12 protein-coding genes and 2 pseudogenes are annotated in these 15050 nt (G+C 65.6%); 5 read left to right on the top strand and 9 right to left on the bottom strand.

Annotated features, from left to right (window positions below; genetic code table 11):
* Position 1: 1 nt before the first annotated feature.
* The 4 genes and pseudogenes from AC10V3_RS22795 to tssJ all read right to left on the bottom strand — a co-directional run bounded on the left by AC10V3_RS22795 (position 2) and on the right by tssJ (position 5011).
* Complete coding sequence (locus AC10V3_RS22795) at positions 2–1702, bottom strand: AMP-binding protein (protein ID WP_454752684.1); 1701 nt, start codon at positions 1700–1702, stop codon at positions 2–4.
* Between the two features lie 80 nt (positions 1703–1782).
* Complete coding sequence (locus tag AC10V3_RS22790; RefSeq protein WP_454752683.1) at positions 1783–3036, bottom strand: alpha/beta fold hydrolase; 1254 nt, start codon at positions 3034–3036, stop codon at positions 1783–1785.
* A 180-nt stretch (positions 3037–3216) separates the two neighbouring features.
* Positions 3217–4281, bottom strand: coding sequence for a porin (locus tag AC10V3_RS22785; RefSeq protein ID WP_454752682.1), 1065 nt, complete (start codon positions 4279–4281; stop codon positions 3217–3219).
* 252 nt (positions 4282–4533) lie between these two features.
* A pseudogene (gene tssJ, locus AC10V3_RS22780) lies at positions 4534–5011 on the bottom strand (type VI secretion system lipoprotein TssJ).
* Positions 5012–5038: 27 nt separating this feature from the next.
* Here tssJ and AC10V3_RS22775 point away from each other — a divergent pair.
* Both AC10V3_RS22775 and tssE read left to right on the top strand, forming a co-directional pair.
* Positions 5039–6693 (top strand): annotated as a pseudogene (locus AC10V3_RS22775) (AAA family ATPase); the annotation flags it as partial.
* Complete coding sequence (gene tssE, locus AC10V3_RS22770) at positions 6693–7124, top strand: type VI secretion system baseplate subunit TssE (protein ID WP_454752681.1); 432 nt, start codon at positions 6693–6695, stop codon at positions 7122–7124. The pseudogene AC10V3_RS22775 and the gene tssE, both read left to right, overlap by 1 nt.
* 12 nt (positions 7125–7136) lie before the next feature.
* Here tssE and AC10V3_RS22765 read toward each other — a convergent pair whose 3' ends face one another.
* From AC10V3_RS22765 to AC10V3_RS22745, 5 genes are all read right to left on the bottom strand, one after another.
* Entirely contained in the window at positions 7137–7868 is a 732-nt protein-coding gene (locus tag AC10V3_RS22765) for an amino acid ABC transporter ATP-binding protein (RefSeq protein WP_454752680.1), read from the bottom strand.
* Positions 7849–8505: an amino acid ABC transporter permease gene (locus AC10V3_RS22760; protein WP_490924044.1), complete on the bottom strand. Its 657-nt coding sequence runs from the start codon at positions 8503–8505 to the stop codon at positions 7849–7851. Before AC10V3_RS22760 ends, AC10V3_RS22765 begins: the two co-directional genes overlap by 20 nt.
* Positions 8505–9170: an amino acid ABC transporter permease gene (locus AC10V3_RS22755; RefSeq protein WP_454752678.1), complete on the bottom strand. Its 666-nt coding sequence runs from the start codon at positions 9168–9170 to the stop codon at positions 8505–8507. The genes AC10V3_RS22760 and AC10V3_RS22755 overlap by 1 nt, the downstream gene beginning before the upstream one ends.
* 24 nt (positions 9171–9194) lie before the next feature.
* Positions 9195–10007 (bottom strand): transporter substrate-binding domain-containing protein, encoded by an 813-nt coding sequence (locus AC10V3_RS22750; RefSeq protein ID WP_454753530.1) that lies wholly within the window; start codon positions 10005–10007, stop codon positions 9195–9197.
* Between the two features lie 283 nt (positions 10008–10290).
* Entirely contained in the window at positions 10291–11121 is an 831-nt protein-coding gene (locus AC10V3_RS22745) for a DNA-binding transcriptional regulator (RefSeq protein WP_454752677.1), read from the bottom strand.
* A 127-nt stretch (positions 11122–11248) separates the two neighbouring features.
* Between AC10V3_RS22745 and AC10V3_RS22740 the strand changes: the two genes are divergently transcribed.
* Genes AC10V3_RS22740 through AC10V3_RS22730 form a run of 3 tightly spaced genes read left to right on the top strand, consistent with a single transcriptional unit; the run spans position 11249 to position 15050 of the window.
* Positions 11249–12190, top strand: a complete 942-nt coding sequence (locus AC10V3_RS22740) for an alpha/beta fold hydrolase (RefSeq protein WP_454752676.1) — start codon at positions 11249–11251, stop codon at positions 12188–12190.
* Between the two features lie 54 nt (positions 12191–12244).
* The gene (locus AC10V3_RS22735; RefSeq protein WP_454752675.1) at positions 12245–14107 is read left to right on the top strand and encodes a bifunctional 3-(3-hydroxy-phenyl)propionate/3-hydroxycinnamic acid hydroxylase; all 1863 of its coding nucleotides are present in this window, start codon (positions 12245–12247) and stop codon (positions 14105–14107) included.
* A gap of 1 nt (position 14108) precedes the next feature.
* Entirely contained in the window at positions 14109–15050 is a 942-nt protein-coding gene (locus AC10V3_RS22730) for a 3-carboxyethylcatechol 2,3-dioxygenase (protein ID WP_454752674.1), read from the top strand.

Genomic DNA, 15050 nt, shown 5'->3' with positions numbered 1-15050 from the left:
ATCACGTCCCTTCGGTGGTGGTGCTGCGAGCCGCTTCGGTCTCGAGCGTCTGGGTGATCTGCTGGCGCAGCAGGACCTTGCTCAGCTTGCCGGAGGCGGTCAGCGGGAATTCGCCGATCACTTCGAGACGCTCCGGCCATTTGAACTTGGCCAGGCCCGCTTCCTGCAAGTACTGGGTAAGCTGCGACAGGGTCAGGCTGGTGGCGGGCGGCTTGGGCACGACAAAGGCGCACACGCGCTCGCCGTAGATACGGTCCGGCATGCCCACCACCGCGCTGGCGAGCACGGCGGGATGCTGGTTGATGACGTTCTCCAGCTCCTCGGCGTTGATCTTCTCGCCGCCGCGGTCGACCACGTCCTTGATGCGCCCGCAGAAGAAGTAGTAGCGCTTGCCGTCGACGACGCGCGACGACATCAGGTCGCCGGAGCGGTAGAAGCCATCGGCCGTGAAGCGCGTGACGTCTTCCTGCTCGGACTTGTAGTAGCCGCGGATGGTGTAGGGGCCGCGGAACAGCGCCTCGCCGGCATCGCCGTCTGCAACGGGATCTTCGGTGCCGGGGCGGACGATCTTCACTTCGTCATAGGCGGACACAGGGCTGCCGATTGAGGTGTCCCGGATCTCCTGCGGGTCATCGCGGCGCGCGAACATGATCACGCCTTCGGTCATGCCGAAGATATGGTGCGTCGGCGAACCGGTGAGCCGGGTCAGGCCAGGACCGTTCTTGGGCGAGATGAAGTTGCGGCGCGCACGTTCCGCAGCGCCGGCCTTGGCCAGCTCCGGCGCGATCCGCGTTAGGATCGGCCCGGCCACGCCGAACCAGGTTGGCCGATAGTCCCGCACCAGTCGCTGCAGGTTCGCTTCGCCGATATCGGGTGTGACGGTCACGGTGGCGCCGGTCAGCAGGAACGGGCCGAAGAAGCAGCCCATGTTCAGGTTGTGCATGCACGGCGTGGGGAAGAACAGCACGTCGTCCTGCGTGTAGCCGTTGCATGCCGCGACCGCGCGCATGTTGTACAGGTACTCGTTCTGGAAGCGCGGGATGATCTTGGGCACGCCGGTGGTGCCGCCAGAGAGCTGGAAGACGGCGACCTGAAAGGGATCGAGGCTGACTTCGCGCAGCAGCTCGCGCGCCTTGTCCAGCGGCATGTCGCGGATCAGGTCCGCCAGCAGGGCTGCGCTGCCGCGACGCTCGCCGCGCGCTTGCAGGATGTAGTCGAAGCTTGGCACTTCCGCCTGCATTTCCTCGGCGAAAGCAACGTCGTCAAACTTGGGATCATCGCCCTGCACGAGATGCAGGCGCGCCTCGCAAAGCTGGCCCAGGTAGCCGATCTCCAGCTTGCGGAAGGCCTGCAGCGAGCACAGCGGAATGATCCCGGCCTTCAGGCAGCCGAAGAACGCCAGCAACAACTCATTGCAGTTGCCGCACTGGAATACCGCGCTGTCCAGCGGCTTCATGCCGAGCGCCAGCAGCGCCGCGCCCAGGCGATCGGTCTGTTCGTCGAGTTCGCGATAGGTCAGTTCGCCTTCCGGGCCGGCCAGTGCAAGCCGGTCGGCATGGCGCCGGAACGATTCCTGGAACGCGCCCGCCAGCGTTTCGCCGGTCAGCACGCCTTCGGCGACATAGCGCCGCAGGCGCTCTTCGTCCGGATATCTGACGCCCTCCAGCAATTGCGGCGGACGTACGGTGTGGATCTGCAGCATGTGTCTCTACCCTAGTTATCGTGGGAGCGGGTGCCTGTATGTCGGGGGGACGGCGCCCTGCTCTGTTGGGTTGGCGCGGCTTACACCATGTTCTCGAGCAGCCACTCAACGATGTGCCGGCCGGCGATGCGCTGGCCGGGCTCTTCGTCCCGGCTCAGGGCCATGCCGTGGTGATTGCCGCGCACGCGGATGTATTGCTTCTGCTGGCTGGGGATCTGGCGGTAGATCGCCTCGATATCCGCCGGGAACGTGCATTGGTCGCCGGTATATTCCAGCAGCAGGGTCGGCTGGTGGAGCGCACCAATGGTCTTGTCCAGCGCGGCGTTCGACGACAGCCCGGACCAGCTCGACAGCCACGATTCCGGCGTCACCACGCGCCCGAAGCCGACGCTGCCCCAGTTCGACACGAACGGATCCTTGCCCCACAGCGAACCGGTCTTGCGGTCGGAAGGATCGAGCGAGATGTCCCACGAACGCAGGTCCGCGTCCGTGCGCCAGACCTGGAAGATCGGCGCATGCGCGGCAACGCGGCGGTCCGCGTCGGTGCCGGTGCCCGCCTTGATGCGTTGCCGCGCTTCTTGCTTGGCCTTGAGCATCTGCCTGGCCCGCGCATCGATGCGCGCCACGCGCTCGACTTGTGCGGCGCGGTAGCGCTCAACGAACGCCGGTTCGTACTTGCCGCGCCCGCTTGCGGCGTCAAAGCCGTTGTCCGCCGAGAACGGATCCAGGGACGGGTCGGCCTGCATGGGATCGTCCTCGTCGGTCACGGAAGGATCGACGCCGCTCATCAGCAGCTTGCCCTGGCCGGGATGCGGTGACACCAGGATCATGCCGTCCACCTCCGGCATATTCACTTCAGCGAGATTGGTGGGGCGTCCGCCCGGGGTTCGTGCGATACGCTGCTCCGGCGGCGTCAGGGCCTGCTGGTTGTAGAATGTATAGAGCCCCGCGCCGCCGGAGTTGCCCAGCAACACGATACGCTCGTACCCCAGCTCGCGCAGGTGCGTCATGCCGGCGGCGACGTCGAGCAGCGCGATCTCGTGCTCCAGCCGCAGGTCGTTGCCGATCGAACGCGGACCCTGAACCCAGCAGGCGCAGCCGGCATCCAGCACGAACGGCACCAGGTAGTGGGTGATCGCCATTTCACGCGGATGCATCAGCGAGACGACCGTCTTTTCCTTGCCGGTCACCGTGAACAGGAAACCGAGCGTGCGCTGGCCGTCTGCCGTGCCAAGTGCATAGGGAACCATCTGGTAGGGACGGGACATCAGCCGCGCATCCCATGATGCACCTCGCATGCCCGCTGTCACCTGCGCCTTGTCTTGATCAGTCACGATGTCTCCTGTGATAAATGCCACCGTCTCAATAATGTAGGTTTTATTTGATATGGTGTCAAATAATGGTAAACCTTGCCCTGTCGCAGCTCACCCGGAAAAGAAGTGGCACGCGCTGCAGGCGCATGCCACCAAAGTACGGCAATGCCGCACAGAAGATGCCGGGAGACGCAGGCGGGATCAGAAGCTGTGGCGCATGCCAATCACGGCGCCGATCTGGTTGGCACCCGGTACCACCGAGCCGTCATAGCCGTTCGCGCTGAGCGCTGAGCCGCTCTTGTTCTTGGTGTATGACGCGGTCACATAGGCGTCGGTGCGCTTGGAGAGCCGGTAGTCGGCGGATAGCACGAACGAGAGCGGATCCTTGGCAGAGGTGCGGTCATTGGTCTTGTACACCGCCCCGGTCAGCATAAAGGCCGGCTTAATGCTCCAGTTCGCGCCAGCCCAGTACAGGTCGGTGCGCGTCATCGATGCCAGCAACTGGCTGACCAGTCGCCGATACCCCAGGTAGGCCGTCACGGGCCCCATATCCATGGCCGCGGCGCCGACATAGCGCCGCTCGGTCAGCCCCGCCTTGGCAGCCGAATTGCCGTTGAGCTGGTCGTACACGCCGCCAATGCGAAACTTGCCGGCCTGGTAGCTGAAGCCCGCGCTCATATCGCGACCGACGCGGCTGTTGCCTGGTACTTCGGAGCCATTCGCCACGGTCGAGTCGACGCCAAAGCTGTAGAGGCCCGCCGCCGTCAGGCCACCGAACTTGCCGGTGTACTTCACCGCGTTGTCCACGCGCCCGGCGAGCCACGGGTCATGGCTGAAGGACGAGTACTTGGGCGCAAAGAACATCGGGTCGAACGAGATGATCAGGTCGAACATCAGGTTGTGATGCCGGCCCGCCGTCAGCTGCCCGAACGTGCTGCTATCCAGGCCGACGTAGGCCTTGCGCCCGAAGAGACGCCCACCCTGCGAAGCCATGCCGGTATCGAGCACCATGCCGCCTTCCAGCACGAAGACACCCTTCAGGCCGCCGCCAAGATCCTCCACGCCACGCAGGCCCCAGCGGCTGCCGGCAATATTGCCCGAGGTCACGCGAAACAGGTTTTCCCCCTGCCTTGATGCGTCGGGAACGTGATTCAGGTATTCGATGCCGGCGTCAGCAACGCCATACAGGGTCACCGACGATTGTGCATGGGCATGCGGAGTCGCCGCCGCGAGCATGGCGCCCGCGATGGACAGGGATCTTTTCATTGCTCCTCCGGTTATGGGAATCGCCCGCCGGAGCAGTCATGGTGTCTCTCGGGGGCGCGCGGTCTCGCGATTTGCAGCCGCGCCATCCCTGTGACCAGAGAGAACTACCAGCCTTTACCTCATTAATTGAGACCACATCAATAATGTACGGTATATTGATACTGTGTCAAATAATGGTTTTCCCCGAACCGCCGGTCGTGGCTGGAGCCAGGTCTCTATCGACGTGCAGCCCGTCCGCCGTACAACGCTGCGCTATGCCAGCTGCAACGTACTGCCTCGCACTTCGATCTTCACCGGATCGGTCTTTTTCCACTGCTTCTTCGGCACGACCAGCTTCCAGACTGCCTCCTTGTCCGATCCGCGGAAGAACGCCACCACGCCGACATATTCCGAGTCGGCATGCATTGGCTCGCTCAGGCTCACGCTTGCATTGGGGCGCAGGATGACGTCCCTGGTTGCAAGCAGATCCGGCTTTAGCAGCTTCGAGGTCGTTCGTCTCCAGTTGTGCGTAGCCCAGCTTCTCAAAGGTCTGCGGCGTCTTCAGCTGGTAGACCCGCACCACTGTCGACAGCGATTGTCCGGCGCCGTTTGTATTTAGTGACGTGCGACTGGTGAGGTCGAGGTTCATGGTCTTGATCTGGGTGGTGAAAGCCCACTTCGCTGCCTCCACCGTGCCATCCTTTACCGTCTCCCCGACGCCGCATCCCGCGAGCGCAAGGATGGCTGCCATGGCTGCGCCACGGCTCCGAAGCTGCCGTCTTGGGGAGAATACAAGCAGTACTTCGAGCGCGACGCCGCGCTCGAGCGTCGTTTCCAGATGATCAAGGTCGACGAGCCTGACGATGAGAACGCCTGCCTGATGCTGCGCGGCCTGAAGGACCGCTATGCGCAGCATCACGGCGTGCACATCACCGGTGCGGCCGTCAGTGCCGCTGTGCGCCTGTCGCGCCGCTACCTGACCGGGCGCCAACTGCCGGACAAGGCTGTCGATCTGCTCGACACTGCAGCCGCCCGCGTACGCATGAGCCTGGAGGCTACGCCGGTAGCGATCTCCGCCTGCGAAGCGGAATGCGCGGCGCTCGAGGTCGAACGCACCGCCCTACTGCAGGACCAGGGAGCCACCGGCGCGCAGGTCGGCGAACGGCTGGCGGCCATCGATGCCCGCCTGGCGGCGCTCGTCATCGAGCTTGACCAGTTCGGGCGCGCCTTCGCCGAACAGAAGAATGCTGCCGAGACGCTGATCGCGTTGCGTGCCCAATGGCAGGCGACCGCCGACGAGTCCGTGCGCCGCGACCTTGCGCAGCCGATCCAGGCCGCACACGCGCTGGCCAGGCACGGGCAGGCCGCACTGCTTCACGCTGAAGTCGACGAGACCGCCATTGCCCGGGTGATTGCCGACTGGACCGGCGTGCCGGTCGATAGCCTGCTGTCGAACGAACTGGTCACCCTGCTGGAACTGGAGGCACGCCTGGGTCACGCCGTGGTCGGCCAGGACGAAGCGCTCGCCGCGCTGGGCAAGAGCCTGCGGGCGGCCAAGGCGAGGCTCAAGTCCGAGCACGCCCCAATTGGCGTGTTCCTGCTGGTCGGTCCTTCCGGCGTCGGCAAGACGGAAACGGCCCCCGCGCGCTGGCCGAACAGATGTTCGGCGGTGAACGTTCGCTCATCACCATCAACCTGTCGGAATACCAGGAAGCGCACACCGTCTCGCAGCTGAAGGGGTCGCCGCCGGGCTATGTCGGCTATGGCGAAGGCGGTGTACTGACCGAGGCGGTGCGCCAGCGCCCCTACAGTATTGTTCTCCTGGACGAAGTCGAGAAGGCCCACCGCGACGTGCTGAACCTGTTCTACCAGGTCTTCGACCGTGGCTTCATGCGCGATGGTGAAGGCCGCGTGATCGACTTCCGCAACACCGTCATCCTGATGACCTCGAATCTCGGCAGCGAGCAGCTGCTCGCGGCGACCGATACCGCGGTGCAGGCCGGTACCGAACTCCCGACCAGCACCCTGATGGAGGCAATCCGCCCGCTTCTGGTCGATCACTTCCAGCCAGCGCTGCTGGCGCGCTTCCAGACCATCGTGTATCGCCCGCTGTCGGCCGAGGCCATGGCCACGATCGTACGGATGAAGCTCGGCAGGGTGGCCGGCAGGATCGCGCGCCGCTTCGGCGCGCCACTGCAGTGCGATGACGCGCTGGTGGCGGAACTGGTCCGGGCCTGCCTGCTGCCCGAATCCGGCGCGCGCAACATCGACAGCTTGCTCGATCAGCAGATCCTGCCGGTGCTGTCGCGGGAGTTGCTGGTGCGCATGGCGGACAAGCAGGCGCCGAAGTCGATCCGGCTGTCGTTCTCCGAGGGGGACGGCATCGGCTTGCACTTCGAAGAGCCGGTGGCGGCAACCGAGGCGGGCGCGTGATGCGTGGCGGACCGGGACTCTTCGAAGCCGTGACGGGATACTTCGCCAACGGTGTTGCGGTCGATGAATTCGACGCGGCGACGCAGACCTTCCTGTCGGTGCAGGACAATATCCAGCGCATTCTCAACAGCCGCCGCGGCGGCCTCGCGCACCTGCCGGACTATGGGTTGGGCGATCTGTCCAGAATCTACCGCCATCTGCCGGCCTCGGCGCACACGCTCAAGCACGAGATCGAGACCACACTGCTGCGCTATGAGCCGAGGTTGAAGGCCATTGACCTCGCCATCGACGAGACCGAGCCTGGCATGCTGCTCAGCTTCACCATGGGTTGCCATCTGCATCGGGTGGGGTTGGTGCGGTTCGGGACGCATTTCACGCCCGATGGGCAGACGCGGCTCAAGCTGCTGAAGGCGGACCGTGAACGCGAGTGACGTCGCAGCGCGCTAGACTTCCGCCATCCCCAGGAACTGCTGCAGTTCCGCCGTCTTCGGCCGCGCAAAGACCGCCTCCGGCCGCCCCGCCTCGCGCACCTTGCCCTGATGCATGAAGACCACGCGGTCGCACACCTCGCGCGCAAAACGCATCTCGTGCGTGACCATCAGCAGGGTCATGCCATCCGCGGCAAGGCCGCGCACCACTTGCAGGACCTCATTGACCAACTCCGGATCCAGCGCGGAGGTAATCTCGTCGCACAGCAGTGCCGCGGGTTGCATGGCCAGCGCGCGTGCGATCGCCACACGCTGCTGCTGGCCACCCGAGAGCTGGTCGGGATAGGCATCGAACTTGGCCGACAAGCCCACCCGCGCCAGGTTCACTTCGGCCAGCAAGCGGGCTTCGGATTCCGGCACGCCCTTGACGATCATCGGCGCGAGCATTACGTTGCGTCCGGCGCTCAGGTGTGGAAACAGGTTGAACTGCTGGAAGATCATCCCGACCTTGAGCCGCAACGCCCGCAACTGCACTTCGCTGTCGGCAAGGTGAGCCCCGGCAACGGTGATGGCGCCCGAGTCGATGGTCTCCAGCCCATTGACGCAGCGAAGCAAGGTGCTCTTGCCCGAGCCGCTCTTGCCGATGATGGCAATCACTTCTCCCGGCTCCACATTGAGCGAGACGCCCTTCAGTACCTGGTTGCTGCCAAAGGACTTGTGGACCTGGTCAATGGCGATGAGCGGCATTGAATTTCCTCTCCAGCGAATTGCTGTATTGCGATAGCGGCCAGCACAGCGCGAAGTAGATCAGCGCGACGGCGGCATACACGGTGAACGGTTGGAAGCTGGCATTGACGATCATGGTGCCGGCCTTGGACAGCTCGGTGAAGCCGATGATCGATGCCAGCGCGGTGCCTTTGACGATCTGCACGCCAAAGCCGACGGTGGGCGCCACCGCGATGCGCAGGGCCTGCGGCAGGATCACGTAGCGCATCTGCTGGATATAGCTCATGGCCAGGCTGCCTGAGGACTCCCACTGCCCGCGCGGGATCGCCTCGACGCAGCCACGCCAGATCTCCGCGAGGAACGCGGCGCTCCACAGCGTCAGCGCCAGCCCGGCGGCGAGCCATGCGGGCACTTCGATGCCGAACAGCGCCAGGCCGAAAAAGGCCAGGAACAGCTGCATCAGCAACGGCGTCCCCTGGAACAACTCGATATAGACGCCAGCCGCGCGCCGCAGAAGCGGCCGCTTGCTGCTGCGCAGCAGCAGCACCAGCGTCGCCACCACGCCGCCGCCGACAAAGGCCACCAGCGACAGCACCACGGTCCAGCGCGCCGCCAGTAGCAGGTTGCGCAGGATGTCCCAGAAGGTGAACTCGATCATCAGGATTTCCGCACAAGGAGTTGGTGGCCGATGCCGCGCAGCAGCTGGCGCAGCAGCAGCGCCAGCAACAGGTAGACCCCGGTACTAACCAGGTACACCTCGAAGGCGCGGAAATTGCGGCCCTGGATGAAGTTCGCGGCGTAGGTAAGGTCTTGCGCCGCGATCTGGGAGCAGACCGCCGAACCCAGCATCACGATGACAATCTGGCTCGACAACGCCGGCCAGATTCTCTGCAGCGCCGGGCGCAGCACGACATGACGGAACACCTGCAGCGGCGACATGGCCAGGCTGCCACCGGCCTCGAACTGCCCGCGCGGCGTGGCGGCCACGCCGGCGCGGACGATCTCGGTGCCGTAGGCGCCCAGGTTGATCACCATGGCCAGCGATGCGGCCACCATTTCAGGCAGGTGAACGCCCAGGCTTGGCAAGCCGAAGAAGATAAAGAAGAGCTGGATCAGGAAGGGCGTATTGCGGATCAACTCCACGTAGGCGCTGACGCACGCGCGCAGCCAGGCCGGCCCCTGCGTCCTGGCCCACGCACCGAAGATGGCCAGCGCCACGCCCAGCACCCCACCGGTGAGCGTGAGCTGGGCGGTCACCGCAATGCCCTTTAGCAGGACGTCGGTGTAGTCGAACACCGACATGAAATCAAACTGGTATGCCATGAGGAAGGACCGGTCCCAACGCCATCAAAGCTGCGCCGGCAGCGGCCGCAGCAGCCACTTGATCGACAGCGAATTGAGCGAACCGTCCTTCTTCGATTCGGCCAGGATCGCATTGACCTTGGCCTGCAGCGCCGTCTCGCCCTTGTTCATGCCGATAAAGCATGGCGAGTTCTTGATCAGGAACTTGGTCTCCGGCGCCTTCGGCGGGTGCTTGGCAATCAGCGCCGACGCCACCACGTTGCCGGTCGCGATCAGCTGGACCTGGCCGGACAGGAATGCGGCAATGGTGGCGTTGTTGTCCTCGTAGCGCTTGATGACCGCGCTGGCGGGGGCGATCTTGGAAAGTTCCAGGTCCTCCACCGCACCGCGGGTGACGCCGACGGTCTTGCCTGCCAGATCGGGGGCACCCTTCACCGCCAGGTTGGCGGGACCGAACACGCCGTTGAAGAACGGGGCATAGGGCTCGGAGAAGTCCAGCACCTTTTCCCGTTCCGGGTTCTTGCCAAGGCTGGAAATGATGAGGTCAACCTTGCGGGTCTGCAGGTAAGGCACGCGGTTGGTGCTGGACACCGGCACCAGTTGGAGCTTTACCCCCATCTTCTTTGCCATCAGGGCGGCGACATCGATATCCAGGCCCTGCGGGGCCATATCGGCGCCGATTGAACCAAACGGCGGGAAGTCCTGTGGCACCGCCACGCGCAGCACGCCGGCCTTGGCGATATCGGACAAGGTATCCGCCTGGGCGGCCGGCAGGCCCGTCATGCAAACGCCGGCAAACAGGCCCAGCAGCAGTGCGCGGCGGCCAGCCGAAGCCGTAGCGCGCACGCGGGCAATCATGGCGGAACAAGGGTTGTGGAGCATCTGGGCTTTCCTCTTTGCCGAAGGTTGGACTTTTGTCGAAGCCACCACTATTGCAAGTAGTATGCCAACCTTGTATGCAAATTTTGAGAGCAAGAATGAGGATTGCGCCACTGTGGAAGCGCTGCGCGGACCACGGGCATCACCAGGGAGGTGCAAGCCCGGGGCGAGATTGGTGCATGGCCGCTGGCTCAGGGGATGCAGACTGAGATTCGCTGGTGGCGAGGGCCACGGCCCGTGCGGTCAACGGCGCCCTGCCGCGTCAGCCGGCGCCGGCGTCATCGCCCGCCGGCCTTCGCGCATCCATGGTGCTGGCGATCCTGGCGGCAACGCTCGCCAGCGGTGCCACGAACTTTGCTTCGGCCTCGGCCGGCTTCAGCGCGCGCGACAGGTACACCACGTTCAGGCTGCCCAGCACGCGTTCACCCACGCATAGCGGCACGGCGACCGCGCTGATATTGCGCTGCTCGGTCCAGTCGCCGTGGTTGGTACTGAAGCCATCGTCGCGTACCCGCCTGACCAGGTTGCGGATGTAGGTGGCATCGGCCGCGAGCGCGGCCTGCGTTTCACCGCCGGCGCCGGAGCGCAGCACTGAAAGGATGCTTTCCTGTTCGGTCTCCGGGCAATTCGCGAAATAGGCGCGGCCCGCCGCCGTCAGCAGCATCGGCAAGCGGCGGCCGACCATGGCGCGATGAAAGGACAGCGGGCTGAAGCGGTGCGTGGTCTCGCGGATGATCATCGCGTCACCGTCGGGCGTGGTCAGGTCCGAAGGCCATATCACCTGCTGCAGCAACTCACCCATCAACGGCGCCGCGATCGTCGAAATCCATTCGTCGTCGGTAAAACCCTCACTGAGCGCGCGCACCTGCAGCGTCAGCCGGAAGGTGTCGTCCGACTCACTGCGGCGCACGAGTCCCTCGGCCACCAGCGTCTCCAGCAAACGCCTGACCGTGGTGCGGTGCAGGCCCGTCTCCAGCGCCAGTTGCTGGGCCGTGGCACGCCCGCTTTCCATGCGGTTCAGCGCGCGCAGCACGTCCAGGCCGCGCGTCAGCCCCCTGACACTGGCGTAGACGGCATCCCGGTCCAGGGCCATAAAAAGTCCTTATTAATCAACGCAGTGCATTCCTTGCACAGTTTGCACATTTATTTTGCCGATGGCAACACGGTCTCTAGACTTCCGTCCAAGCAAGTCCTCATTCCAAGACCTCCAGGAGACCAGCATGTCGACGCAAGCCGCCCCCGCCCTTGCCGCCACGTCCCAATCGCCCGCCGCGGCGCAACCGTTCCAGAGCATCTGGGCCGAGCTGCGCGGCGTCACCTTCACCCAGGGCTGGCTTGATGCCGGCGGCATCAGCACCCGCTACCTGCATGCCGGCGAACGCGGCAAGCCAGCGCTGATCCTGCTGCACGGCGTCGGCGGCCACGCCGAAGCCTATGTGCGCAACCTGAAGGCGCATGCCGAACACTTCGACGTGTGGGCCATCGACATGATCGGCCACGGCTGGACCGACAAACCCGCCGGCCCGCGCGAAGTCTCGGCCTATGTCGACCACGTGATCCGCGTGCTGGATGCGCTCGGCATCGAACGCGCCTCGTTCAGCGGCGAGTCGCTGGGCGGCTGGGTGGCAGCTCGCCTGGCCATTGACCACCCCGAACGCGTGGATCGGCTGGTGCTGAACACCGCCGGCGGCTCGCAGGCCGATCCCGTGGTGATGGAACGTCTCAAGACGCTGTCGATGCGTGCGGTCGAAGACCCGGGCTGGGACTTCATCAAGGCCCGCGTCGAATGGCTGATGGCCGACAAGGCCAAGGTCTTCGACGACCTCATCGCCACGCGCCAGGCCATCTACGCGCAGCCCGGCATGGTAGAGGCGCAGCGCGACAACATGGTGCTGCAGGACATGGAGACGCGCCAGCGCAATATCCTGCGCGCGGCCGACTACGGCCGCATCCAGGCATCGACGCTGGTGCTGTGGACTTCCGACGATCCCACCGCGGATGTGTCGGAAGGCCGCCGCATCGCCACCATGATCCCCGGCGCGCTGTTCACGGTGATGGACGGTTGCGGCCACTGGCCGCAGTTCGAGGACGCCGACACCTTCAACCGGATCCACCTGAGTTTCCTGCTCGGCAAGCCGGTACCCGAGGCGACGACGGTCTGAGCCGCTCGCGCCGCAAGAGAAGACCGGAACACATAACACTCAACGGAGACAGACATGACCCACGCCATGGCAATGGCGGGCGGTGACGCTCGTCCTGAAATTGTCGATTGCGACGTCGCCATCATCGGCGCCGGGCCGGTCGGCCTGATGCTCGCCAATATCCTGGGCCTCCAGGGCGTGCGCGTGGTGCTGGTGGAGAAACTGCCGCAGATCATCGACTATCCGCGCGCCATCGGCCTCGACGACGAGGCGCTGCGCGTATTCCAGTCGGTCGGGCTGGCGCAGACGCTGCTGCCGCACACCACACCGAACCACTGGATGCGCTTCGTCACGCCGGGCGGGCGCTGCTTTGCCTCGATCGAGCCGCGCACCGACGAGTTCGGCTGGCCGCGCCGCAATGCCTTTATCCAGCCTCTGGCGGACCGCATCCTGTTTGAAGGCTTGCAGCGCTTTGACCATGTGCGCACGCTGCTCGGCCACAGCTTGGCGTCGTTCACGCAGGATGATCGCGGCGTACAGGTCGATGCCGCGGACGAAACGGGCCGCCGGGCGCGGATTCGCGCCGCGTACATGGTCGGCGCGGACGGCGGCAACAGCTTTGTGCGCCGCTGCCTCGACCTGCCCTTCGAAGGTCGCACCAAGCCCAACCAGTGGATCGTGGTGGACGTGCGCAATGACCCGATCGGCACGCCACATATCTACATGCATTGCGACCCGGAACGGCCTTACGTGTCGGCGGCCCTGCCGCACGGCATCCGCCGCTTCGAGTTCATGGTGATGCCCGGCGAGACCGAGGAAGAACTGTCCCGGCCCGAGAACATGGCCGCGCTGATGCGCAAGGTCGTGGCCGAGCCGGACCAGGTCGACTACATCCGCAAGCGCGTCTATACGCACAACGCGCGCCTCGCCAGCGACTTCCGTGCCGGCCGCGTGCTGCTGGCCGGCGACGCTGCCCACATCATGCCGGTGTGGCAGGGCCAGGGCTACAACAGCGGCATCCGCGACGCCGCCAACCTCGGCTGGAAGCTGGCGATGGTGGTCAAGGGCCAGGCGGGCGAGGCGCTGCTCGACACCTACACGGCAGAGCGCCGCGCCCATGCGCGCGCGATGATCCACCTGTCCGAGGTGGCGGGCGATATCTTCGCGCCATCCAGCCGCGCGGGTGCTGCGCTGCGCGACGGGCTGACCAGGGTGCTGAACGCTTTCCCTTCGGTGAAGCGGTACTTTGTCGAGATGCGCTTCAAACCCATGCCGCGCTACGAGCAGGGCGTGGTGCTGCTGCCCGAAGCACAACGCAGCGCAGGTCTGCTGGCACGCTGGCTGGAACAATCCGGCCACTCCGCCCTGGGCCGCCTGCTCGGCCTGATGAGCGAGAAGCGCGAATCGCTGGTGGGCCGGCTGGTGCATGGCCGCGACCCGGCCGGCAACTCGCCGGTGGGGCGGATGTTTATCCAGCCGATGGTGCGCACGGAAGCCAACACCGTGGAACGCCTGGACGATGTGATCGGCAACCGCCTTGCCATCCTCGGCTGGGGCACGGATCCCACCTTCGGCCTGTCGGCGCAGGCCCGCGCGGTGTGGCGCGAACTGGGCGGCGTGTTCGTGGTTGCCAAGCCGGACCCGCAGCTCGACTATAGCGATGACGTGCCCGAAAGCGTGATCGCGGTGGGCGACGTGCACAGCCGGCTCAAGGACTGGTTCGGCAGCCAGCCCGACTCGGTGGTGCTGCTGCGGCCCGATCGCTTTGTCGCGGGGATGTGTTCGCCGCAGCAGGTATCGGACGCGGTGCTGGCGCTGGCCGGCAAGCTCGCGCTGCGCGGCCCGGCCTCCGGCGAAGCCGACCTGCTCGCCGCCGCCCGCGTGGTTCCCCCACGCGACACGCGCGCGGCGTCCGTCTCGCTTGCCGCAGGAGCCTGACATGCCGATCCACCTGGAATGTCTGTCGCACACCCCGCTGCATGGCTACTACGATCCGGCGCCCGAAGTCGTGGCCGAAGTCGAGCGCGTCCAGGCGGCCGCGCGTGCCCGCGTCGCCGCCTTCGATCCCGAGCTGGTGGTGATGTTCGCGCCCGACCACTACAACGGCTTCTTCTATGACGTGATGCCGCCCTTCTGCATCGGCGTCGCGGCCAGCGCAATCGGCGACTTCAACAGCCTGGCCGGTCCGCTCGACGTGCCGCGCGATCAGGCGCTCGGCCTGGCCGAGGCGGTGATGGCGCAGGACCTCGACATCGCCGTGTCCTACCGCATGCAGGTTGACCACGGCTGCGCGCAGGCGCTGGAAGTGCTGACCGGCGCGCTGGACCGCTATCCGGTGATCCCGGTCTTTATCAACTCGGTGGCGCCGCCGATGGCGAGCTGCCGACGTGCGCGGCTGCTGGGCGATGCGATCGGCCACTACCTGTCGCGGCTGGACCGGCGCGTGCTGGTGGTCGGCTCCGGCGGCATCTCGCACGAGCCGCCGGTGCCCGAGATCGACGGTGCCAGCGAGGAAGTGGCGGAACGGCTGATCGCCGGCCGCAATCCTCCGCCGGCCTCGCGCGAGGCCCGGCAAGCGCGCACCGTGGCTGCCGCGCGCGCCTTCGCCGCAGGCGACAGCCACCTGCATCCCCTGAACCCCGACTGGGACCGGGAGTTCCTGGCCATGCTGGCCGACGGCGAACTGCCGCGCGTGGACGGCATGACCAACGACGCGATCTCGCGCGACGCGGGCAAGTCCGCCCACGAGGTGCGCACCTGGATCGCTGCCTTTGCCGCGCTCGCTGCCAACGGGCCGTATCGCGCCCAAATCGAGTACTACCGGCCGATACTCGAATGGATCGCCGGCTTCGCCGTGATGCAGGCAGACCCCGTTGCCTGA

This window comes from Cupriavidus sp. PB-02, from assembly GCF_058252315.1.
Note: the sequence above shows the minus strand (reverse complement) of the source record. Positions and strands in the feature narration are given on the sequence as shown.

Coding starts and splice junctions, on each gene's coding strand:
- AC10V3_RS22795 (WP_454752684.1), bottom strand. CDS start 1,702: ATGCTGCAGATCCACACCGTACGTCCGCCGCAATTGCTGGAGGGCGTC.
- AC10V3_RS22785 (WP_454752682.1), bottom strand. CDS start 4,281: ATGAAAAGATCCCTGTCCATCGCGGGCGCCATGCTCGCGGCGGCGACT.
- tssE (WP_454752681.1), top strand. CDS start 6,693: ATGCGTGGCGGACCGGGACTCTTCGAAGCCGTGACGGGATACTTCGCC.
- AC10V3_RS22765 (WP_454752680.1), bottom strand. CDS start 7,868: ATGCCGCTCATCGCCATTGACCAGGTCCACAAGTCCTTTGGCAGCAAC.
- AC10V3_RS22760 (WP_490924044.1), bottom strand. CDS start 8,505: ATGATCGAGTTCACCTTCTGGGACATCCTGCGCAACCTGCTACTGGCG.
- AC10V3_RS22755 (WP_454752678.1), bottom strand. CDS start 9,170: ATGGCATACCAGTTTGATTTCATGTCGGTGTTCGACTACACCGACGTC.
- AC10V3_RS22750 (WP_454753530.1), bottom strand. CDS start 10,007: ATGATTGCCCGCGTGCGCGCTACGGCTTCGGCTGGCCGCCGCGCACTG.
- AC10V3_RS22745 (WP_454752677.1), bottom strand. CDS start 11,121: ATGGCCCTGGACCGGGATGCCGTCTACGCCAGTGTCAGGGGGCTGACG.
- AC10V3_RS22740 (WP_454752676.1), top strand. CDS start 11,249: ATGTCGACGCAAGCCGCCCCCGCCCTTGCCGCCACGTCCCAATCGCCC.
- AC10V3_RS22735 (WP_454752675.1), top strand. CDS start 12,245: ATGACCCACGCCATGGCAATGGCGGGCGGTGACGCTCGTCCTGAAATT.
- AC10V3_RS22730 (WP_454752674.1), top strand. CDS start 14,109: ATGCCGATCCACCTGGAATGTCTGTCGCACACCCCGCTGCATGGCTAC.